This window comes from Rathayibacter sp. VKM Ac-2760, from assembly GCF_009834185.1.
Taxonomy (GTDB): domain Bacteria; phylum Actinomycetota; class Actinomycetes; order Actinomycetales; family Microbacteriaceae; genus Rathayibacter.
Genome location: NZ_CP047173.1, coordinates 1,437,845 through 1,459,067 on the forward strand (window position 1 = coordinate 1,437,845; position 21,223 = coordinate 1,459,067).

The window sequence follows — 21,223 nt, forward strand, 5'->3', positions numbered from 1 at the left end:
TCACGGCGTGAGCAGCAGCTTGCCGATGTGCCCGGAGGAGCGCATCCGCTCGTGCGCCCGCTCCGCCTCGGCCAGCGGGATCACCTCGTCGACCACCGGCCGCACCGTCCCGCCCGCGACCAGCGGCCACACCTTCTCGCGCACCGCGGCGACGATCGCACGCCGCTCCTCCAGTGGGCGGGCGCGGAGTGTCGTCGCGTGCACCGACGCGCGCTTGCGCATCAGCGTCCCGATGTCGAGCGCGCCCTCCGCGCCGGACTGGTTGCCGATGAACACGACGCGACCGCCGAGCGCGAGCGCCTCGATGTCCCGGGCGAGGTAGTCGCCGCCGACCGGATCGAGGATCACGTCGACCCCGCCGTCGGTCTCGGCGGCGATGCGCTCCACGAAGTCCTGCTCGCGGTAGTCGATCAGGATGTCCGCGCCGAGCGCCCGGCAGGCGTCGAGCTTGCGCGGACTGCCGGCCGTGACGGCGACGCGCGCCCCGATCGCCGACGCGATCTGGATCCCCGTCGTGCCGATCCCGCTGCCGCCGCCGTGGATCAGCACCGTCTCGCCGGCGCGGAGCCCCGCCACCAGCACCAGGTTCGACCAGACGGTCGCGGTCGTCTCGGGCAGCGCGGCCGCCGAGATCAGCCCGACACCGTCGGGGACGGGCAGCAGCAGGCCCGCGTCGACGACGACGTGCTCGGCGTAGCCGCCGCCCGAGAGCAGCGCGCAGACCTCCTCGCCCTCCGCCACCGCGGTCACGCCCTCGCCGAGGCCGACGACCGTGCCCGAGACCTCCATGCCGAGGATCTCCGAGGCCCCGGCGGGCGGCGGATAGACGCCGGCGCGCTGCCCGAGGTCGGCCCGGTTGACGCCGGCGGCGGCCACGCGCAGCAGCACCTCGCCGGGGCCGGGAGACGGGGTCGGCACCTCCTCGAGCACGAGGCGGGAGTCGGGGCCGGGGTTCTCGACGCGGATCGCAAGCATGCCGCGATGCTACGCCGCGCGCGTCCGGCGGCCCTCCGTTCGATCTGCAGGCGGTCCGGGCCGTCGCGCGACCGGACGCACGGCGGAGGGCCCTTTCCCGGCGGGATCGCCTGCAGATCGGACGGCGGCCGCTCAGGCGTGCTCGGCGAGGAAGGCGAGCACCGCGTCCTTGAACGCGCGTGCCGGAACCGTGCTGGTGTGGTCGCGGCCCGGGACGCTGACGAAGCGCGCCCCCGCCTCCTCCGCCAGCCGCGCCCCGCCGGGTGCGATGGGGTCGGCGCCGCCGGTCACCATCAGGGTCGGCAGTGCCGGGTGCACCCCGAGCTCCGGATGCGCCCCGCCGCGGACGCCGTCCGCCACCGCCACCAGCGCGGCGAGGTCGTTGCCGGCCACGCCCTCCGCCATGCCGATGAACGCGCGGGTGAAGCCGTCGTCGATCTCGCCGCCGTCTGCCACCCGCGCCCGCGCCGCCGCCGCGTCGAAGTGCCGGAGCGGCTCGCCCACGGTGAGCCCGCCGAGGCTGAGGGTCGCCAGCAGCTCCGGGCGCTCGAGTCCGAGCACCCAGCCCATCCGCGCGCCGAGCGAGTAGCCCAGGTAGTGCGGAGCGATCAGGTCGTAGGTCTCGATCACCCGGACGATGTCGGCCACCATCGGATCGACCCCGTAGGCGCCGGCCCGGTGCGGCTTCTCGCTGGCCCCGTGCCCGCGCTGGTCGAGCGCCACCACGCGGTAGCCCGCGCGGCTCAGCGTCCGCAGCCAGCCCGCCGTCTCCCAGTTCAGCACCGCGTTCGACGCGAAGCCGTGCACCGCCAGCACGGTCGGAGCCCCCTCGTCGCCGACCGCGTAGGTCGCGATCCGCGTCCCGTCGTCGGCGACCACGGACACGGGCGGGGGGAAGGCGATCGGCGTCACCCGACAACCCTGCCACCCCGCGGGCGCGGGCTCGGCAGGCCCTCCGCGACGGCCGGACTGCACGGCCCGTCGCGCCATCGGACGGCCGGAAGGCCGACATCGCACGCCGACACCCGACGAGGGCCGCCGAGAGCCTCCTGAGCGAGGGCATCTGCGTTTGGTTCTCGGATGGGAGATCCAGAACGCTCGAGTGACCGGCACGACCGGAGGTCGCTGTACGGGGCGCACACACCGTGGGGCTTCCTCGCGATCCTGTTCGTCGGGTTGTCCGTCGGAAGCGCCGTCGCCGGTGCCGTCGGCGTGACCCTCTCGCTCGACGTCGTACCGATCGCCCTCTCCGTCGCGATCACCTGCCTGATCAGCCGCCTGGTGCTCTTCCTCCGACACCGCCGCCGGTGAGCGTGACGGCCGACGGACGCTGCGGTCGCTGAAGAAGGGCGCGGCGCGGTCAGCGCGCCGCTCGCGAGGAGCGCACGAACGGCACCGCGAGGACGAGCCGCACGCTGTGCCCCCGCCCCGAGCGGATCCCGAGCACGACGGAGAGCACGAGGTTCAGCACGAAGAGGCCGAGGATCGCCGCGATCGTGAGGGTGGGCCAGCCGCCGCCGTAGGCGTCGCGCGCCGAGACCAGCGCGAGGTGCAGCGGGACGAGCATCAGCTGGAGCGCCAGGTAGGTGAGCTGCCAGTTCACGGCGACGACGCCGTTGCGGTCGCTCAGGGTGCCGGTGCGGCGGCGCGCGCCCCACGCCATCACGGTCGCCGTCAGAGAGATCAGCGGCGAGAGGATGACGAAGCCGGCGATCGCCGAGAGCCCCGCGAACCAGATCGCCCGGGCGCCGCGGCCGTCGCGGCGGCGGCGCAGCGTGTCGTCGTCGTCCATCCGCCACCGCTCCCTCGCGATCCCGCCGGCGATCCGCCGGCACTCCAGTCTCCCACCCGCCCCCGGCGAGGGGCGGGGACGTCCCCCGCCGCCCCGGGGGTTACCCGGATGGGATGCCGCGCGGCCGCTCCGTAGCGTGGAGGAGTCGCCGGGCGCCCCCGGCATCCCACCCGCAGAAGGAGCACCGACCATGTCGAACACCGAGTCCACCCCCTCCAGTGCCACCACCGCCGTCCCCACCACCGCGACCGCCGCCGACGCGAAGCCCACCGAGGTCTACGGCGCCACCGCCGTCCTGACCGACCCGGCCCCGGTGCAGGAGCAGGAGCGGGAGCGAGCGCAGCGCGAGCAGCAGCCCGCCGCACAGCCCGCCGCCCAGCACCCCGCGCCCTACGGTGTCCCGCCCGTCGCCCCCGCCGCCGCCACCCCCGCGCCGTCCACCCCGTTCTCGCTGACCAGCCTCATCCTCGGCGTCACCTCGGTCTTCTTCGGCCTCACCGTGATCGCCCCCGTCGCCGGCCTGATCTTCGGCATCCTCGGCCTCCGCCGCGAGCCGACCGGGCGCACCCTCGCGATCTGGGGCATCGTCCTGAACGCCGTGATGATCGGCCTCGTCGTCCTCTTCGTCGTCGCGCTGCTCTTCCTCGGTCTTCTGGTGCCGTTCGTCGCGCTCGCGACCGGCACCGACGTCAACTGACCGGCGTCACCTCCGCCGCCCCTCAGGCCAGGAACGCCCGGAGCAGCGCGGCCGACGCCCGCACGTGCTCGCCGGCCAGCCGCGCCGCCTCGTCCGCCCGCCCCGACAGGACGGCGATCACGAGCGCCCGGTGCTGCTCGTCCGCGTGCGCGATGTTGCGCGGCAGCAGCGGGATGTCGTCGAGCAGGGCGTTCAGCCGCATCCGGTTCTCGGCGACGAGCGGCAGCAGCGACGGCACGCCGGCCAGCTCGGCGAGCACCAGGTGCAGCCGGGAATCCCGGCGGCGGTAGTCCTCCTGGCTCGCGTCCTCCACCGCCCCGAGCGCGTCGAACAGCTGCTCCCGGTCGGCCGCACTCAACTCGGCCGCCGCGGCCAGGCGCACCGCGCCCACCTCGAGGATCTCGCGGAGCCCCACCACGTCGTCGATCTCGGCCCGGTCGAAGCCGCGCCGCCCGGTCGGCACCGCCGGCAGCTCGACCGCGACGAAGGTGCCGCCGTAGCGGCCGCGTCGCACCTCGAGGTACCCGGCGTCCACCAGCGACGCGATCGCCTCGCGCAGCGTGTCGCGCCCCACGGCGAGCCGCCGGGCCAGCTCGCGCTCGGCCGGCAGCCGCTCGCCGGGCGCCACCAGCCCGAGCCGCACCGTCTGCATCAGCCGCTGCACCGTCTCCTCGAAGGCGTTGCCCGAGCGCACGGGCCGCAGGACCGCCTCGCCGGCGCTCACCGCCGGCCCGGCCGCGGGCCCGGAGTCCGCGCCGGTCACTCCGGCGTGACGTAGGCGGAGGAGATGCCGCCGTCGACGAGGAAGGTCGAGCCGGTGATGAACGAGGCGTCGTCGCTCGCGAGGAAGGCCACCGCGGCGGCCAGCTCCTCCGGCTCGGCGAACCGCCCGATCGGGATGTGCACGAGCCGGCGCTGCGCCCGCACCGGGTCCGCCGCGAACAGCTCCTGCAGCAGCGCCGTGTTGACCGGCCCGGGGCAGAGCGCGTTCACCCGGATGCCCTGGCGGGCGTACTGCACGCCGAGCTCGCGGCTCATCGCGAGCACGCCGCCCTTCGAGGCGGTGTAGCTGATCTGCGAGGTCGCCGAGCCGAGCACGGCCACGAACGACGCGGTGTTGATGATCGAGCCGCGGCCCTGCCGGGTCATGTGCCGCAGCGCCGCCCGGCAGCAGAGGTAGACCGACTTCAGATTCACGTCCTGCACCCGCTCCCAGGCCGGCAGCTCGGTCGTCTCGATCGAGTCGTCGTCCGGAGGCGAGATGCCCGCGTTGTTGAAGGCGATGTCGACCGAGCCGTAGGCGTCGACCGCGGCCTGGAAGAGCGCGTCGACCTCGGCCTCGCTCGTGACGTCGACCCGCACGAACATCCCGCCGAGCAGCTCCGCCGCCTCGGTGCCGCGCGCGACGTCGACGTCGGCGATGACCACGCGCGCTCCCTCGCGGGCGAAGCGCACCGCGGTGGCGAGACCGATGCCGCTGGCGCCGCCGGTGATGACGGCGACCCGGCCGGCGAGGCGCTGCGTCAGATCCAGCGGAGTGGTGTCGAGGGGAGGGAGCGCCATGGATCGGCCTTTCACGGAGGAGGAGCGGGGGAGGAGCGGGAGGAGCGGAGGGGGAGTCGTGGGCCGGCTCAGTCGGCCGCGAAGAAGACGTTCTTGGTCTCGGTGAAGCCGAGGGCCGCGTCCGGTCCGAGCTCGCGCCCGAGCCCGGACTGCTTGAAGCCGCCGAACGGCGTCGCGTAGCGGACCGACGAGTGCGAGTTGACCGAGAGGTTGCCGGCCTCGACCGCGCGGGACATCCGCAGTGCGCGGCCGAGATCGCGGGTCCAGATCGAGCCGGAGAGCCCGTAGTCGGTGTCGTTGGCGAGCCGGATCGCGTCCGCCTCGTCCTCGAACGGCAGCACGGAGACGACCGGGCCGAAGACCTCCTCGCGCCAGACGGCGTCGCCGGTAGCGGGCAGCAGGACGGTCGGCGGGAACCAGAAGCCCGGGCCGGACGGAGCCGACCCGCGGAACGCGACCGGCGCTCCCTCCGGCACGAAGCCGGCCACCCGCGCGTGATGCTCGGCCGACACCAGCGGACCCATCTCCGTCGCCTCCTCGCGCGGGTCGCCGACGACGACGCCCTGCACGGCCGGCTCGAGCAGCTCGAGGAAGCGGTCGAGGACGCGCCTCTCGACCAGGATCCGGCTGCGCGCGCAGCAGTCCTGGCCCGCGTTCTCGAAGACGCCGGAGGGCGCGGTGCTCGCGGCGCGCTCGAGGTCGGAGTCGGCGAAGACGATGTTCGCGCTCTTGCCGCCGAGCTCGAGCGTCACCCGCTTCACCTGGTCGGCGCAGCCCGCCATCACCCGCTTGCCGACGCGCGTCGATCCGGTGAAGACGACCTTGCGGACCAGCGGATGCGTCACGAAGCGCTCGCCGACCACGTCGCCGCGCCCGGGCAGCACCTGGAAGAGGCCCTCGGGCAGGCCGGACGCGAGGGCCAGCTCGGCCAGGCGGAGACTCGTCAGCGGCGTCCACTCCGCGGGCTTCAGCACGACGGCGTTGCCCGCGGCGAGCGCCGGCGCGAAGCCCCAGGAGGCGATCGTCATCGGGAAGTTCCACGGCGTGATGATGCCGACCACGCCGAGCGGCTCGTGGACGGTGACGTCGAGCCCGCCGGCGACCGGGATCTGCGCGCCGAGCAGGCGCTCGGGGGCGGAGGAGGAGTACTCCAGCACGTCGCGGACGTGACCCGCCTCCCAGCGCGACTGGGTGATCGGGTGGCCGGAGTTGCGGGTCTCGAGCTGCGCCAGCTCCTCGATCGCGCCGTCGACGGCGGCGGCGAAGCGGCGGAGGGCGCGGGCCCGGTCGACGGGGGCGAGCGCCGCCCAGCCGCGCGTGCGCCGCGGCGGCGCGGCTCGATCGCGGCGTCGACGGCGGCGAGGTCGGCGAGGGCGATCTCGTCGAAGGCGGCGCCGGTCGCGGGGTCGACCAGGGTTTGCACGGCAGCGGGGGAGGGCGGGGTCATCGGGGTGCGTCCTTCGGGGTTCCGGAGCGGTCGTCGGCGTCGTGCGCGGCTCCCGCGCGGTGGGCGAGCGCCGCGGCGACGAGGCCGGTGAACAGTCGGGTGTCGGCGGTGTCCTCCTCCGGGTGCCACTGCACGCCGAGCGCGAAGCGGCGGCCCGGCAGCTCGAGCGCCTCGATGGTGCCGTCGGCGGTCCGGGCGGCGACCTCGAGGCCGTCGGCGACCCGGTCGACCGCCTGGTGGTGGTAGACCTGCGCGACGACGACGTCCTCGCCGAGCAGTCCGCGCAGGCGCGACTCCGGCTCGACGGCGACGTCGACGTGGGAGAACACGCCGCCGCCCGCCTGGTAGCGGCGGTCGCCGACGACGTCGGGCAGGTGCTGGTGCAGGGTGCCGCCGAGCGAGACGTTGAGCAGCTGCGCGCCGCGGCAGATGCCGAGGAACGGCAGATCGGCCTCGAGGGCGGCGGTCATCAGGTGGTCCTCCCAGGCGTCGCGCTCGGGGCGGGGCTCGTCCGTCTCCGGGTGCGGCTCCTGGCCGTAGCGGGCCGGGTCGATGTCCTTGCCGCCGCAGACGATCAGCCCGTCGAGCCGGGCGACGACCGCGCGGGCGGTCTCGGCCGAGGCCGGCTGGGGCGGCAGGAGCAGCGCCACGCCGCCGGCGCGGGTCACGGAGTCGAGGTAGTTCGCGGGCAGGAAGGACGCCTCGACGTCCCACACGCCCGACACGGCGCGCTCGCGGTAGGTCGTCAGTCCGATGATCGGGCGCGGGGCGACGACGCCGCCGCCGGTCGACGCGTCAGAGCCGCTCAAAGCCGCGCACCCTCTCCCAGTCGGTCACCGCCGCGTCGTAGGCGGCCAGCTCCACGCGGGCGTTGTTCACGTAGTGCTCCACGACCTCGTCGCCGAAGGCGGCCCTGGCGAGCGCGGACGACTCGAACAGGTCGGCCGCCTCGCGGAGGGTGGCCGGGACCCGCGGCGCCCCCGAGCCGTAGGCGTTGCCGGTGCAGGCGTCCTCGAGCTCGAGCTCGTTCTCTATGCCGTGCAGACCGGCGGCGACGAGCGCCGCGACGGCCAGGTACTGGTTGACGTCGCCGCCCGGCACCCGGTTCTCGACCCGCAGCCCGGCGCCGTGTCCGACGACGCGCAGGGCGCAGGTGCGGTTGTCGAGACCCCAGGCGACCGCGGTCGGCGCGAAGGAGCCGTCGACGTAGCGCTTGTAGGAGTTGATGTTCGGGGCGAAGAACAGCGTGAGCTCGCGCATCGCGGCCAGCTGGCCGGCCAGGTAGTGCCGGAAGAGCGGCGACATCCCGTGCTCGCCCGCCGCGTCGGCGAAGACGGGGGTGCCGTCCGTACCGCGGAGGGAGAGGTGGATGTGGCAGGAGTTGCCCTCGCGCTCGTTGAACTTGGCCATGAAGGTCAGGCTCTTGCCGTGCTTGTCGGCGATCTCCTTGGCGCCCGACTTGTAGATCGAGTGGTTGTCGCAGGTGACGAGGGCGGCGTCGTAGCGGAAGCCGATCTCCTGCTGGCCGAGGTTGCACTCGCCCTTGATGCCCTCGCAGTACAGGCCGGCGCCCTCCATCGACACCCGGATGTCCCGCATCAGCGGCTCCATCCGGGTCGAGGCGAGCAGGGCGTAGTCGATGTTGTAGTCGCTGGCGGGGGTCAGCTCGCGGTAGCCCTTCCGGAAGGCGTCGCGGTAGGAGTCGTCGAAGACGATGAACTCGAGCTCGGTCGCGACGAACGCCTCGAGCCCCCGGTCGGCGAGCCGGTCGAGCTGCGCGCGGAGGATCTGCCGGGGCGCCTCGCCCACCGGAGCGTCGTCGAGCCAGGTCAGATCGGCCGTCACCAGCGCGGTCCCCGGCAGCCACGGCGCGAGGCGCAGCGTCGACAGGTCCGGGATCATCTTCATGTCGCCGTAGCCGCGCTCCCAGCTGGAGAGGGCGTAGCCGTCGACGGTGTTCATCTCGACGTCGACCGCGAGCAGGTAGTTGCAGCACTCGGCGCCGTGCTCGGCCACGTCGTCCTGGAACAGCCGTGCGGAGATGCGCTTGCCGACGAGCCGGCCCTGCATGTCGGTGAAGGCGACGATGACGGTGTCGATCTCGCCGGCCTCGATCAGGGTGTCGAGCCGGTCGAGGGTGAGCATGCCGCGGGGGAGCGTGCGGGCGGCGCGCGTCGTGTCGGCGCGCGGCTGGGCGGCGCGCGGCTGGTCGGCGCTGTCGGGTGCCATGGCGTGCCTCCGGAGATCGCTCCGCCGGGCGGGACGGACGCCGCATGGTCGGATTCGGGACCATTAGACCACAGCCCGTCTCGGTCGTGCTCCCGGTCGCCCGGTTGTCGCGCAGGGTCCATGGCGAGCCGTCGGCGCAGTGCCTCGATCGCGCCGTTCACACCCCTGTAACGCCATTGGTCTTCCCCGCGTCCATTGAGGACCCTATGCTCTGAGCCACCCGAGCCGAGGAGACCCGATGGCAGAGCAGACGAAGCAGACTCCGACGAGCAAGGGTGCGAGGCGCCCGGCGGCGTCCGGGCCCGACTCCGCGAACGTCACGAGCACCGCGGGGGTGACCTACCGCGAGGCCGAGGCCGGCTACTTCGAGAAGCGCACCCTGCGCCGCTCCGCCGGCGTCTGGGGGCTCTGGGGTCTGGCCGTCGCCGCCGTCATCTCGGGTGACTTCTCGGGCTGGAACTTCGGGATCGAGTTCGCCGGCTTCGGCGGGATGCTGATCGCCTTCGCGGTCCTCGTGGTGATGTACTACGGCCTGATCTTCTCGATCGGCGAGATGTCGGCCGCGATGCCGCACACCGGCGGCGCCTACTCCTTCGCCCGCTCGGCGATGGGGCCGTGGGGCGGTCTGGTCACCGGACTGGCCGAGACCATCGAGTACGTGGCCACCACCGCCGTGGTCGTCTTCTTCTCGGCGCAGTACGCGAACGGGGTGACGAGCGAGCTGCTCGGCTTCGACCTCTCCGGCGCGATGTGGATCTGGTGGCTCGTCCTCTACATCGTCTTCGTCGCGCTGAACTCCGCGGGCGCGGCGATCTCGTTCCGCTTCGCGATCGTCGTCTCGATCGTGTCCATCGCGATCCTGCTGGCCTTCTCCGTGATGGCGCTGCTCTCGCCGGCGCTCGACTGGTCGAGCCTGTGGAACATCGCGCCGGACGCGGGCCAGTCCGAGTTCCTCCCGCACGGCGTCCTGCCGATCCTCTTCGCACTGCCGTTCGCCATGTGGTTCTTCCTCGGCATCGAGGAGCTGCCGCTCGCGGCCGAGGAGGCGCACGATCCGGTCCGCGACATCCCCCGCGCCGGCTTCTGGGCCCGCGGCACGCTGATCGTGACCGGACTGCTCGTCCTCTTCCTCAACACCGCGCTGATCGGCTCCGAGGACATGGGCGTCTCGACCGAGCCGCTGCTCGACGGCTTCCGCGCGATGGTCGGCGACGGGGCGGCGGCCGTGCTCGCGCTGTTCGCCCTGATCGGGCTGCTCGCCTCACTGCAGGGCATCATGTTCGCCTACGGGCGCAACATGTACTCGCTCTCCCGGGCGGGCTACTACCCCCGCGTCTTCTCGCTCACCGGGAAGCGCCAGACGCCGTGGATCGCCCTGACCGTGGGCGCGGTCATCGGCTTCGTCGCCCTCGTCGTCGTCGACGTGCTCAGCCGGCTCGACCCGGACAACGCCGGCGCCGTCGCGGGAGCGATCGTGCTGAACATCGCGGTCTGGGGCGCGGTCGTCGCGTACTTCATGCAGATGGTCTCGTTCGTGCTGCTGCGCCGCCGGTTCCCGAGCGCGACCCGTCCGTACCGCAGCCCGTGGGGTGTGCCGGGTGCGGTGATCGCGGCGCTGATCAACGTGCTGATCTTCCTCGGCTTCCTCTTCAACGACGCGTTCCAGCCCGCGATCATCGCCATCGCCGTGGTCTACGTGATCATCCTGATCGGCTTCGCGGTCTGGGGGCGGAAGCGCCTCGTGCTCTCGCCCGAGGAGCGCTACGCGCTGAGCGGCGGACTGCACGCGGCGCCGAGCATCCCGGAGCCGGATCGCGTCGACTGACGCGCGGCGTCCGGGGTCAGGAGGCGCCGCCGCGGCTGTCGTGGCCGGGGTCGAACGCGACGGGGGAGAGCCCGTCGCTCCGGATCGCGAGCGCGAGCGGGAGGGCGAGCGCGGTGAGCAGGACGGCGGTGAGGAGGGTGAGCAGGAGGAGCATGAGGGGTCCGATCTCGAGGTGATGCTCCGAGAGTGGACCCGTCCACTTGTCCGCGGGGCTCGAGGAGCAGTCCACTTCGGCCGGTCCGGTCCATCCCCGTCCGGCCGCGCCAAGGTGGACTGCTCGGCTGGAGCCCCGGCGTAGGCTGGCCCCGCAGTCCGCGGACCCCCTGCACCCTTCGGGGCCGCACGACGACAGCGATGGAGCTGACGTGACCTCCGCCTCGACCACCCTCCCCGAGAGCATCGACCCGCCGAGCCGGCCGGAAGGACCCCCTGTGAACGGCGCCACCCGCACCGAGACCGACTCGCTCGGCCCGCTCGACATCCCGGCCGACGCCTACTGGGGCATCCACACCGCCCGGGCCCTGGACAACTTCCCGATCTCGAAGCGCCCGATCTCGATCTACCCGGACCTCGTCCGCGCGCTGGCGACCGTCAAGCTCGCGGGGGCCCGGGCGAACACGGAGATCGGCAGCCTCGCCCCGGCGAAGGCCGAGCTGATCGAGCAGGCCTGCCGCCGGATCATCGACGGCGAGTTCCACGACCAGTTCGTGGTCGGTGTCATCCAGGGCGGCGCCGGCACCTCGACGAACATGAACGCGAACGAGGTCGTCGCCAACGTCGCCCTCGAGATCGCCGGCCGGCCCAAGGGTGACTACGCCTTCCTGCACCCCCTCGACGACGTGAACCGCAGCCAGTCCACCAACGACGTCTACCCGACGTCGATCAAGATCGCGATGACCTGGTCGCTGCGCCGGCTGCTCGACGAGCTCGCCCTCCTCCAGGCCTCGTTCTCGCGGAAGGCCGTCGAGTTCGGCAGCGTCCTCAAGGTCGGCCGGACGCAGCTGCAGGACGCGGTGCCGATGACCCTCGGCCAGGAGTTCCACGGCTTCGCCACCACGCTCGGCGAGGACCACGCGCGCCTCTCCGAGACGATCTGGCTGCTCGCCGAGGTCAACATCGGCGCCACCGCGATCGGCACCGGCATCACCGCCGATCCGCGCTACGGCGCCGCCGCCGTCCGCCACCTCAACGAGCTGACCGACCTCGACCTCGAGATGGCGCAGGACCTGGTCGAGGCGACCAGCGACGCCGGCGTCTTCATGTCGTTCTCGAGCGCGCTGAAGCGCTCGGCGATCAAGCTCTCCAAGATCTGCAACGACCTCCGCCTGCTCTCCTCGGGCCCGCAGGCCGGCTTCGGCGAGCTCAACCTGCCGCCGCGCCAGGCCGGCTCGAGCATCATGCCCGGCAAGGTGAACCCGGTGATCCCCGAGGTCGTCAACCAGGTCGCCTACTCGGTGGCCGGCGCCGACGTCACCGTGACCATGGCGGCCGAGGCCGGCCAGCTGCAGCTCAACGCCTTCGAGCCGGTGATCGCGCACTCGCTGCTGCAGTCGATCACCTGGATGACCCAGGCCTGTCTCACGCTCCGGATCAACTGCATCGACGGCGTCACCGCCAACGTCGACCGGCTGGAGGCGATGGTCGCCTCCTCGGTCGGCGTGGTCACCGCGCTGACCCCGAGCATCGGCTACACCGCGTCGGCGGCCCTCGCGAAGGCGGCGCTCGCCACCGGGCGCAACGTCGCCGACCTGGTGGTCGAGGCCGGTCTGATGTCGCGCGAGGAGGTGCTGCGGCTCATCTCACCCGCGCGCCTCTCCGGCATCGAGGCGATGACCGCGTCCCTCCCGATCATCGAGCCGACGCCGGAGTAGTCCGGCCCACTCCGCGAGATGCCACTTGCGCGCGCCTTCCTCGGCGTGTCGCGCTCACAAGTGGCATCTCGCGGAGAGGTGCAGGGCGGCGTAGCTGCGCCAGGGGGACCAGGGGCGGGAGGAGTCGGCGAGGGCTCGAGGGGTCGAGGGGAGACCGAGGGCCGCGGCGCCGCGGCGGACGGGACCGTCGTCGGCGAGCAGCACGTCCGGGTCGCCGGTGATCCGTGCCGCGACGGAGCCGGCGGCCACCGGATCGATGCCGTCCACGGCGAGCAGGCGTTCCAGCAACTCCTCGCGACTCGCGCCGGCGTCGAGCCGCAGCTCGCCGGCGGCGAGGAGCGCGGCGACGCGGAGGACGGTCCCGACTCCGCGAGCGCCTGCCAGCGGCTCCGCGCCGCGGTCGGCGATCGCCGCGGGCGAGGAAGGCGCGGGTGATCGCCCCACTCGCGAGCGCGGCGGGCAGCGGCTCGCCGAGGGCCGCGACCAGCCGGGTCAGCGCCGCGCGGGCCGCGACCGGAGCACCGCGCCCGATCAGCGTGCGGAGCAGGGTCTCCGCCGGGTCGACGGAGCCCGGCAGGCGGATCCCGGGCCTCGCGGCGACGAGCGGAGCGAGCACCGGATCCGCCGCGAGCGCCTCGTCGATCGCCGCGGAGTCGGCGTCGAGGTCGAGCAGACGGCGCACCCGCGCGACCAGCGGGCCGACGTCGGCGACGGAGGCGAGCGTCGCAGTGCAGCGCACCGCGTCGCCGTCGAGCTCGAGCCGGGCGATCGCCGGGCCGCCGGGCAGCGCGAGCGAGCGGGCGTACCGGTCCGGCCCTGCCTCCTCGACCCCCGGCAGGGCGGTGCCCCCGAGCGCGGTGAGCACGCCCGCGTCGAACGGCGCCCGCACCGGCAGGCGCAGCTCGAGCGTCGTCGCGCCCGCCTGCACGGCCGCCGCCGAGCGGTCGCCGCGGGTCGAGGCGCGCACGGCGCTGGGGCTGCGCTCGTACACCTCCTGGATCGTCGCGTTGAACTGCCGGATGCTCGCGAAGCCCGCCGCGAACGCCACCTCCGACACCGGCAGCTCGGTGCCGGTGAGCAGCAGCCGGGCCGTCTGCGCGCGCTGGGCCCTGGCCAGGGCGAGCGGAGGCGCGCCGAGCTCGTCGCGCAGGATCCGGCCGAGCTGGCGGGTGCCGTAGCCGAGTCGTGCGGCGAGCCCGGCGACACCCTCGCGGTCGACCACCCCGTCGCCGATCAGCCGCATCGCCCGGGCGGCGGTGTCGTCGCGGAGGTTCCACTCCGGCGAGCCGGGCACGGCGTCCGGCAGGCAGCGCTTGCACGCGCGCAGCCCCGCCTCGTGCGCGGCGGCCGCGGTCGGATAGAAGCGGACGTTGCCGGGCCGCGGAGTCGCGGCGGGGCAGCTCGGGCGGCAGTAGATGCCGGTCGAGTGCACGCCGGTGAGGAAGCGGCCGTCGAAGCGGGAGTCGCGCGAGGCGACCGCGCGGTAGCGCTGCTCGAAGAGCGGGTCGACGTCCGTCATGCTCCGAGCCTCGCACGGCACGCGGCCGCTCGATCGCGGGAATCGGACACGGCCGCTGTCAACCGCCGGTCCGGCGGCCCGCCGGTGCCCTACTCTCGGTCCCCATGAGCGTCTACCCGCCGCCCCCGCCCGCCCGGCCCTCGATCGTCCCGACCGTGCTGGGCGCGATCGGCGTCGCGCTGCTCGGCGTGCTGCTGCTCCTCGTGCTCGCCTACGTCGTGTCGGGTCTCGGCGCGACCGCCGCGGGGATCTGCGCGGTCGTCGCCCTGGTGCCGCTGCTGATCGTGCTCGCGGGCGTCCGCTGGGTCGACCGCTGGGAGCCGGAGGCGCCGCTCGGGCTGTGGTTCGCGTTCCTCTGGGGCGCGGCGGGCTCCGTGGCGATCTCGCTCCTGGTCGACCTCGGCGTGCAGATCGCGGTCTACGCGACCGGGGCGCAGCCGAGCGAGTCGGACTTCGTCGGCGCGGTGATCCAGGCGCCGATCGTCGAGGAGTCGGCCAAGGGGCTCGGCGTGCTGCTGATCCTGCTGATCTGGCGCCGGAGCTTCGACGGACCGGTCGACGGCATCGTCTACGCGGCGGTCGTCGCCTCCGGATTCGCCTTCGTCGAGAACATCCTCTACTTCGGCAGCGCGCTGGTGGAGGGCGGGCTCGGCTCGCTGGCCGTCACCTTCTTCCTCCGCGGCGTGCTCTCGCCGTTCGCGCACGTGCTCTTCACCGCCTGCTTCGGCGCCGCACTCGGTGTCGCGATGAACCGCCCGCCCGCCGCGCGCCTGCCGATCGCGCTGCTCGGCCTGGCGCTCGCCGCTTTCCTGCACGCGCTCTGGAACGGCTCGTCGTTCCTCGTCGCCGACTGGTTCGGCTTCTACGGCGTGGTGCAGGTGCCGCTGTTCGTCGTCGCGGTGGTGATCGTCTCGCTGCTGCGCCGGCAGGAGCGGCGGGTCACCCTGGAGCGGCTCGGCGACTACGCCGCGGCCGGCTGGCTCTCGCCGACCGAGGTGCGGATGATCGGCACGGCCGAGGGGCGCCGCACCGCCGCGCGCTGGGCCCGGGTGGCCGGCGGCGACCGGCCGCGGGCGATGCGCGGCTTCATCCGCTCGGCGACGCGGCTCGCCCACGTGGGTCAGCAGCAGCTGGCCGGGCGCGGTGGGCGCGGGGCGGTGCTCGACGAGCGGGTGCTGCTGGACGAGCTGGTGGCGCGCCGCGCCGCGCTGACCGGCTGACCACGGGGAACGAAGGGAGTCGCCGAGTGCGCAGCATCGAGGTCGGGACCGCCGACGGGGGAGTCCTCCGCGTCCACGACAGCGCCGGCCCGGGCCGGCCGCTGCTCTGGCAGCACGGCTCCCCGCAGACCGGGGCGCTGCTGGCGCCCGTGCTGCGGGCCGCCCGCGAGCGCGGACTCCGGCTGCTCTCCTACGGCCGGCCGGGCTACGGCGGCTCGACCGCCCGGCCGGGTCGCGACGTGGCCTCGGCGGCGGAGGACGTCCGCGCCGTCCTCGACGCACTCGGCCTCGACCGGATCCTGACGGCCGGCGCCTCGGGCGGTGGACCGCACGCCCTGGCCTGCGGCGCCCTGCTCGCCGACCGGGTCGACGGCGTGCTGGCGCTCGCCTCACCCGCGCCGGACGACGGCGGCCCCGAGTGGCTCGCCGGCATGGCGGCGCCGGGCGGGCTCGCCTCCGCGCGGGAGGGCCGCGATTCGCGCGCCCGCTTCGCCGAGACGGACGAGTTCGATCCCGCGTCGTTCGTCCCGGCGGACGACGAGGCGCTCGAGGGCGAGTGGGCGGCGCTCGGCGAGGACGTCGCGCGCTCCGAGGAGTGGGGCGACGGCGGCCTGATCGACGACGACGTCGCCTTCGCGCGGCCCTGGGGCGTCGACCTCGCGGCGGTGCGCTGCCCGGTCGTCCTGGTGCAGGGCGGCCTCGACCGGGTGATCCCGCCGCACCACGCCCGCAGGCTGCGCGCGCTCCTCCCGAGCGCCGAGCTGCACGAGCACCCGGGCGACGGCCACGTCTCGGTGCTGCGGCGGTTGCCCGAGGCGCTCGACCGGCTGCTCGCAGTGAGCTGAGGCGACGGCGGCCGCCGCCTGGTCAGCTCGGCTGCACCGCGACCTCGGGGTCGGTCGCCGTCCGCCTCGCCCGCAGTCGTTCCGCGGCGCGGCGGCGGAGATCCGCGAACGCGACGACGCCGGAGGCGAGGCACAGCGCCGCCACGGCCGGTGCGACCAGGTCGATCGCCGCCTCCAGCCCGAGCGCCGTCGCCACGGCTCCCGCGGCGACCGCGGTGATGGCCTGCGCGAGGTAGCTCAGAAGGTAGACGGCCGAGATCATCGAGCCGCGGTGCTCGGGCGGCGCCGCCTGCCCGACCAGTGCGAGCCCGCCCGAGAAGCTGAGCGAGTAGCCGACGCCGCCGACGATCATGAAGGCGACGAACAGCACGAGCGAGCCGCTCGCCGCCGTCCACTCCATCAGCGCGAGACCGGCGATCGCGACCACGGCGCCGGCGATGATCGCGAGATGCGCGTGCACCCGCTGGATCGCCAGGGCGGTGAGACCGATCACGACCGACGACAGCGCGAGCACCGCGCCGATCACGAGCAGATCGGTCGTGCCGGTGAGCTCCCGCGCCATCTGCGCGCCGAGGGAGAGCACGAGGGCGCCGACCGCGTAGGCGACCGAGACGGCGAGCGTCGCTCCGGCGTACGCGCTCCGCAGACCCGCGGGCACGGTGGGCAGGCGCGGGCGCCAGCGGGCACCCGGGACCGGGCGGTCGTCGCGACCGAGGGCCAGCAGGACGAGCGTGACCGCGCCGACCAGCCCCAGGACCCAGTAGCTCAGCTGCAGGGGCAGCGGCGCGTACTGCGCCAGGGCTCCCGAGAGCAGGAGCGACAGGGTGAGCCCCGCGGCGGTCGACACGGTCGTCAGCGACGAGGGGAGCCGCGGGTTGGCCGACACGTTGTTGTCGACGAGGGAGGCGCTCGCCGCGCTGAGCGCGAGCGCCGTCCCGACGCCCTGCATCGCCCGGCCGAGATAGAGCAGCGCGACGCCGTCCGCGAGCGAGAAGACGAGCGCCGAGAGCGCGATCAGGGCGATGCCCAGCAGCATCGTCCGCCGCCGCCCGATGACGTCGGAGAGCCCGCCGACGAGGAGCAGCGCGAGCAGCAGCGCGACGGGATAGGCGCCGAAGACCGAGGTGATGACGACGGGGGAGAGTCCCCACTCCGCCGCGTAGCTGGGGTAAAGCACGGAGGGCGCGCCGCTGGACCAGAGGCACAGGGCCAGCACGAGCGTCGAGACCCAGAAGGCGCCTCGCCGCCCGAAGCGCGCGGGAGGGCGGAGGACGGTCCGGGGAGTCGGCATGGCGGCCACGCTAGTGCCCTGGCTTGGAAAAACCAAGCGAGCCTGCGATAGTCTCGACACGTGCCCGCCACCGCCCGCCTCCCCGTCGACGTCGACAGCGACCGGGCCGAGCGCTGCTCGGTCGCCCGATCCCTCGAGCTCCTCGGCGAGCGCTGGAGCCTGCTGATCATCCGGGAGGCGCTGCGCGGAGCGAGCACCTACTCCGAGTTCCGCGAGCGGCTCGGTGTGCCGAGCGACGTGCTCTCGGCGCGGCTGCGCACCCTCACCGAGGCCGGGATCTTCGCCAAGGTCCCCTACCGGCCGGAAGGAGCGCGCGAGCGCTCCCGCTACGAGCTCACCGAGCAGGGCCGCGCGCTGAAGCTCGTGCTCGTCGCGCTCGCGCAGTGGGGCGATGAGAACCGTCCGCTGCCGCAGGGTGCGAGCTCGATCCCGGCCGACGCCGACTCGGGCGAGCGGCTCGAGCTCGCCTTCGTCGACCGGGAGGGCCGCCGGTCGCCTCTCGAGCGCGTCCGGATCGTGCCCGGCCCCGCCGCCCGGTCGACCTGGAAGAGTCTCTGAGCCGAGCGTCCCGGCCGAGGGCGGTCCTCAGGCCGCGCGCAGCACCCGGCGCTCGCCGGCGGTCACCGCGACGCCGAGGCGGTTCTGCGCGGGCGGCAGCGGGCAGTTGTAGTGCGGCGAGAACCCGCACGGCGGGATGTACGCGCGGTTGAAGTCGAGCAGCACCGGGCCGGGCGTGCCGGCGTCGGCGGCGCCGCCGAGGCGCTGCACGACGAGGAAGCGGCCGACCGGGTAGCTGCGCAGCGCCGGATCCTCGCTGCGGTTGGTCGGGTCGCCGAACGGGACGAGCAGGGTGCCGCCGTCGTCGAACGCGGCGACCGTGTACTCGTGCGCCCGGCCGTCGTCGACGAGGGAGAAGGTGATGTCGCCGGGGACGACCAGGTCGCGGGTCGCGCCGTTGTCGCGCAGGTGCTCGAACGGGATCGTCCGCGCGTCGTCGACGGGCTCGAACCAGGCCTCGAGCACCCAGGCCGCATCGAAGGGGAACGTCTCGATCGCGTCGAACGAGCGGATGCCCTCCGAGGCGGCGTCCCAGACGCGGTAGCCGTACTCCTCCTCGCCGGTGTCGAGGCTCGGGCGGCGCATGCGGGTGAGCGTCGCGGTCGGTCCGTGGCCGGCCAGCACGGCCGCGTCGTCGACGCTCTCGCCGGCGTCGAGCCAGCGGGTCTCGACCAGGGCGAGGTCGCCGCGCGGGCCGGTGACCCGCTCGGCGCGGCGCGCGAGCCACGACTCCCAGCCGGCGCGCGCCGACTCGGTGATGTCGATCGAGGCGCGGGAGGGGGCGGTGGCACTGCTGCTCGTCGAAGGCATGCAGCGTGCAACGCGGTGGGTGTCGCTTCTCTTCCCGCGCGGGTCCGAGGAGATCGGCGCCTGAGAACGGCCGTTAAAGACCTCGACGCCCTGCGGCAGCGGCAGGGCCGGCTGCTCTGACGGGGCGTCGAGCTCTTCTTGACCGACAGCATGCGCCTCCCGGCGGCCGTCCGCAAGAGGGCGGCGCCGTTCGCCCACGGCGAGTCGCGAGAAGCCCTGTCGCGCCGGTCGGCACCCGAGCGGTCGTTAGACTGGACCGCCTGTTTTCGACGGTCCCCGGAGCGCATCCGCCTCCCGCCCGAGACCGCGGAGCAGGCGCGGAAGGGGCGCACGATGACGGACAGCGACACGATCCTCGAGTCCGAGCTGTCGCGCGAGCGCGCGTACGTGGCGGGGCTCTACGCCCGCCTCGACGAGCTGATCGCGCAGGCCAGGGAGGCGCTCGACTCGGTCCGGATCGAGAGCGTCGGCGGCAACCACCAGAGCCGCTCCGAGCGCGACGCGTTCGCGCGGCTCTACGAGGACCGCATCCGCTCGCTCTCCGGCGCCGACGACCGCCTCGCCTTCGGCCGGCTCACGCTCGCCGACGCCGAGACCGAGCACCGCTACATCGGCCGCATCGGCCTCCGCGACGACGAGCAGGACACGCTGCTGCTCGACTGGCGCGCCCCGCAGTCCGCCGCCTTCTACCAGGCCACCGCCGCCCGCCCGATGGGCACGCGGGCCCGCCGGCACCTGACCACCCGCGGCCGGGAGGTCCTCCGCTTCGAGGACGAGGTCTTCGACGAGGAGCTGCTGCGCGAGGGCACGGCGCTCCAGGGCGAGGGTGCGCTGATGGCCGCCCTCGGCGCCCAGCGCACCGGCCGGATGCACGACATCGTCGCCACGATCCAGAGCGAGCAGGACCGCATCATCCGCTCCGAGCTGCGCGGCGTGCTCGTCGTGCAGGGCGGACCCGGCACCGGCAAGACCGCGGTCGCCCTGCACCGCGCCGCCTACCTGCTCTACTCGCACCGCGACCGCATCGCCTCCTCCGGCGTGCTCGTCGTCGGGCCCTCCCGCTCGTTCCTGCGCTACATCGAGGCGGTGCTGCCCTCGCTCGGCGAGACCGGCGTCGTGCTCTCCACCCTCGGCCAGCTCTACCCAAGTCTCGACCTGGTCGAGGAGGACCGGCCCGCGGTCGCCCGGGTGAAGGGCTCCGCGCGGATGGCCGAGCTGCTCAAGCGCGCCGTCCGCTCGCGCCAGGCCGTCCCGGCCGAGACGCTGATCCTCGACGTCAACGGTGAGAAGCTGCGCCTCGAGCCGCACGAGGTGGAGCGGGCCATCACCCGCGCGCGCGACTCCCGGAAGCCGCACAACGTGGCCCGGGTGACCTTCGTGAAGGCGATGATCACCCATCTCACCCGGCAGCTCGCCGACCAGCTCCGCAGCCACGGCAACACCGTCGACGAGGCCGACGAGGCCGTCCTGCGGGAGGACGTGCGCACCGCCTACGACGTCCGCGTCGCGCTCAACACGGCGTGGATCCCGCTCACCCCCGAGAAGCTGCTCCAGGACCTCTTCGCCCGGCCGAACTGGTTCGCCTCGCTCACCCCGCGCTGGACACCGGAGCAGCGCGCCCTGCTCCGCCGCGACCGCGACGCCGCCTTCACCGTCTCGGACGTGCCGCTGCTCGACGAGGCCGCCGAGCTGGTCGGCGCCTACGACGACCACGCCGACGCGGAGAAGAAGGCCGAGAAGGAGCAGCGCCGCCGCGACATCGAGAACGCCGAGGCGGCCATCCGCAACATGGGCGTCGACGGCCTGGTCAACGCGAAGGACCTCGCCGCCGGCTTCGCCGAGCGCGCCGGCGTCGGCACCACCGCCGAGCGCGCGGCGGCCGACCGCTCCTGGACCTACGGCCACGTCGTGGTCGACGAGGCGCAGGAGCTCTCACCGATGCAGTGGCGGGTGCTGCTGCGCCGCTGCCCGATGCGCTCGTTCACGATCGTCGGCGACGTCGCCCAGGCCTCCGGAGCCTCGGCCGCGTCGAGCTGGGACGCCGCGCTCCGCGACACCTTCGGCCGCCAGGGCCGCGACGGCGAGGCCGCGCCGTGGCGCCTCGAGGAGCTGACGGTGAACTACCGCACGCCCGCGCAGATCGTCGCCTACGCCGAGCGCACGGCCCGCGAGAACGGGCTCGAGATCACCCCGGGCGAGGCGGTGCGCTCCACGGAGTGGCCCGTCCGCACCGTGCGCGACCGCGGCGACGCGGCGCTCGCCGACCGGGTGCTCGCCGTCGTCCTGGAGGACCGTGCGATCGGGGACGGCACGCTCGCCGTGATCGCCCCCGACGACGAGCTCGACGCGATCACCGCGCGGCTGGAGACGGAGCTCGGCCGCGAGGTCGGCCGCGGCTCCCGCGGGCTCGACCGGCCGGTCGCCGTGCTGTCGACGGCCGACGCGAAGGGGCTCGAGTTCGACTCCGTCGTCATCGCCCGGCCGCGGCTGATCGCCGCGGAGGAGCGCGGCGCCGCCTCGCTCTACGTCGCGATGACCCGGCCGACGCAGCGCCTGACCCTGGTGGAGTGAGCGGCCCGGT

At 74.1% G+C, this 21,223-nt stretch carries 19 protein-coding genes and 1 pseudogene; 8 read left to right on the forward strand and 12 right to left on the reverse strand.

The genetic code is table 11. The features are described 5' to 3' along the window. Nucleotides 1–975, reverse strand: a complete 975-nt coding sequence (locus GSU72_RS06410; protein WP_159984292.1) for an NAD(P)H-quinone oxidoreductase — start codon at nucleotides 973–975, stop codon at nucleotides 1–3. Nucleotides 976–1,107: 132 nt separating this feature from the next. Next, nucleotides 1,108–1,887, reverse strand: a complete 780-nt coding sequence (locus GSU72_RS06415) for an alpha/beta hydrolase (RefSeq protein ID WP_159984293.1) — start codon at nucleotides 1,885–1,887, stop codon at nucleotides 1,108–1,110. A gap of 168 nt (nucleotides 1,888–2,055) precedes the next feature. On the opposite strand from GSU72_RS06415, the gene GSU72_RS06420 reads away from it, so the two are divergent. Then, nucleotides 2,056–2,286, forward strand: coding sequence for a hypothetical protein (locus tag GSU72_RS06420; protein ID WP_159984294.1), 231 nt, complete (start codon nucleotides 2,056–2,058; stop codon nucleotides 2,284–2,286). 49 nt (nucleotides 2,287–2,335) lie between these two features. On the opposite strand, the gene GSU72_RS06425 is transcribed toward GSU72_RS06420, so the two are convergent. Beyond that, nucleotides 2,336–2,767 carry a DUF4870 domain-containing protein gene (locus GSU72_RS06425; protein WP_159984295.1) on the reverse strand — a complete coding sequence of 144 codons (432 nt, stop codon included), beginning with the start codon at nucleotides 2,765–2,767 and terminating at the stop codon, nucleotides 2,336–2,338. Between the two features lie 190 nt (nucleotides 2,768–2,957). On the opposite strand from GSU72_RS06425, the gene GSU72_RS21505 reads away from it, so the two are divergent. Continuing rightward, on the forward strand, nucleotides 2,958–3,464 hold the full coding sequence (locus tag GSU72_RS21505) for a DUF4190 domain-containing protein (RefSeq protein ID WP_244256014.1): 507 nt from the start codon (nucleotides 2,958–2,960) through the stop codon (nucleotides 3,462–3,464). A gap of 22 nt (nucleotides 3,465–3,486) precedes the next feature. On the opposite strand, the gene GSU72_RS06435 is transcribed toward GSU72_RS21505, so the two are convergent. From GSU72_RS06435 to GSU72_RS06455, 5 genes and pseudogenes are all read right to left on the reverse strand, one after another. Continuing rightward, nucleotides 3,487–4,227 (reverse strand): GntR family transcriptional regulator, encoded by a 741-nt coding sequence (locus tag GSU72_RS06435; RefSeq protein WP_244256015.1) that lies wholly within the window; start codon nucleotides 4,225–4,227, stop codon nucleotides 3,487–3,489. After that, complete coding sequence (locus GSU72_RS06440) at nucleotides 4,224–4,991, reverse strand: 3-oxoacyl-ACP reductase (RefSeq protein WP_348272846.1); 768 nt, start codon at nucleotides 4,989–4,991, stop codon at nucleotides 4,224–4,226. The genes GSU72_RS06435 and GSU72_RS06440 overlap by 4 nt, the downstream gene beginning before the upstream one ends. A gap of 104 nt (nucleotides 4,992–5,095) precedes the next feature. Further along, nucleotides 5,096–6,474, reverse strand: a pseudogene (locus GSU72_RS06445) (aldehyde dehydrogenase family protein). After that, nucleotides 6,471–7,283 (reverse strand): gamma-glutamyl-gamma-aminobutyrate hydrolase family protein, encoded by an 813-nt coding sequence (locus GSU72_RS06450; RefSeq protein WP_159984296.1) that lies wholly within the window; start codon nucleotides 7,281–7,283, stop codon nucleotides 6,471–6,473. The pseudogene GSU72_RS06445 and the gene GSU72_RS06450 overlap by 4 nt, the downstream one beginning before the upstream one ends. Further along, entirely contained in the window at nucleotides 7,270–8,619 is a 1,350-nt protein-coding gene (locus tag GSU72_RS06455; RefSeq protein WP_159986693.1) for a glutamine synthetase family protein, read from the reverse strand. The genes GSU72_RS06450 and GSU72_RS06455 overlap by 14 nt, the downstream gene beginning before the upstream one ends. 322 nt (nucleotides 8,620–8,941) lie before the next feature. Here GSU72_RS06455 and GSU72_RS06460 point away from each other — a divergent pair, with 322 nt between their 5' ends. Then, nucleotides 8,942–10,528 carry an amino acid permease gene (locus tag GSU72_RS06460; RefSeq protein WP_159984297.1) on the forward strand — a complete coding sequence of 529 codons (1,587 nt, stop codon included), beginning with the start codon at nucleotides 8,942–8,944 and terminating at the stop codon, nucleotides 10,526–10,528. Between the two features lie 16 nt (nucleotides 10,529–10,544). Here the strand turns inward: GSU72_RS06460 and GSU72_RS06465 are convergent, their stop codons facing one another. Next, nucleotides 10,545–10,682: a hypothetical protein gene (locus tag GSU72_RS06465; protein ID WP_159984298.1), complete on the reverse strand. Its 138-nt coding sequence runs from the start codon at nucleotides 10,680–10,682 to the stop codon at nucleotides 10,545–10,547. A 277-nt stretch (nucleotides 10,683–10,959) separates the two neighbouring features. On the opposite strand from GSU72_RS06465, the gene GSU72_RS06470 reads away from it, so the two are divergent. Then, entirely contained in the window at nucleotides 10,960–12,399 is a 1,440-nt protein-coding gene (locus tag GSU72_RS06470; protein WP_244256094.1) for an aspartate ammonia-lyase, read from the forward strand. Here GSU72_RS06470 and GSU72_RS06475 read toward each other — a convergent pair. Then, a complete protein-coding gene (locus tag GSU72_RS06475) occupies nucleotides 12,377–13,918 on the reverse strand; it encodes an Ada metal-binding domain-containing protein (RefSeq protein WP_244256016.1) in 1,542 nt (513 codons plus the stop codon). The genes GSU72_RS06470 and GSU72_RS06475 overlap by 23 nt on opposite strands. A 104-nt stretch (nucleotides 13,919–14,022) precedes the next feature. Here GSU72_RS06475 and GSU72_RS06480 point away from each other — a divergent pair, with 104 nt between their 5' ends. Both GSU72_RS06480 and GSU72_RS06485 read left to right on the forward strand, forming a co-directional pair. Beyond that, a complete protein-coding gene (locus GSU72_RS06480) occupies nucleotides 14,023–15,138 on the forward strand; it encodes a PrsW family intramembrane metalloprotease (RefSeq protein WP_159984299.1) in 1,116 nt (371 codons plus the stop codon). A 26-nt stretch (nucleotides 15,139–15,164) separates the two neighbouring features. Beyond that, on the forward strand, nucleotides 15,165–15,983 hold the full coding sequence (locus tag GSU72_RS06485; RefSeq protein ID WP_159984300.1) for an alpha/beta hydrolase: 819 nt from the start codon (nucleotides 15,165–15,167) through the stop codon (nucleotides 15,981–15,983). A gap of 22 nt (nucleotides 15,984–16,005) precedes the next feature. On the opposite strand, the gene GSU72_RS06490 is transcribed toward GSU72_RS06485, so the two are convergent. Beyond that, on the reverse strand, nucleotides 16,006–17,274 hold the full coding sequence (locus GSU72_RS06490; protein WP_159984301.1) for an MFS transporter: 1,269 nt from the start codon (nucleotides 17,272–17,274) through the stop codon (nucleotides 16,006–16,008). Nucleotides 17,275–17,334: 60 nt separating this feature from the next. On the opposite strand from GSU72_RS06490, the gene GSU72_RS06495 reads away from it, so the two are divergent. Beyond that, nucleotides 17,335–17,832 (forward strand): helix-turn-helix domain-containing protein, encoded by a 498-nt coding sequence (locus GSU72_RS06495; RefSeq protein WP_159984302.1) that lies wholly within the window; start codon nucleotides 17,335–17,337, stop codon nucleotides 17,830–17,832. A 27-nt stretch (nucleotides 17,833–17,859) separates the two neighbouring features. On the opposite strand, the gene GSU72_RS06500 is transcribed toward GSU72_RS06495, so the two are convergent. After that, a complete protein-coding gene (locus tag GSU72_RS06500; protein WP_159984303.1) occupies nucleotides 17,860–18,642 on the reverse strand; it encodes a DUF1684 domain-containing protein in 783 nt (260 codons plus the stop codon). A gap of 333 nt (nucleotides 18,643–18,975) precedes the next feature. On the opposite strand from GSU72_RS06500, the gene GSU72_RS06505 reads away from it, so the two are divergent. Continuing rightward, nucleotides 18,976–21,213: a UvrD-helicase domain-containing protein gene (locus GSU72_RS06505; protein ID WP_159984304.1), complete on the forward strand. Its 2,238-nt coding sequence runs from the start codon at nucleotides 18,976–18,978 to the stop codon at nucleotides 21,211–21,213. The last annotated feature ends 10 nt before the right edge of the window (nucleotides 21,214–21,223 follow it).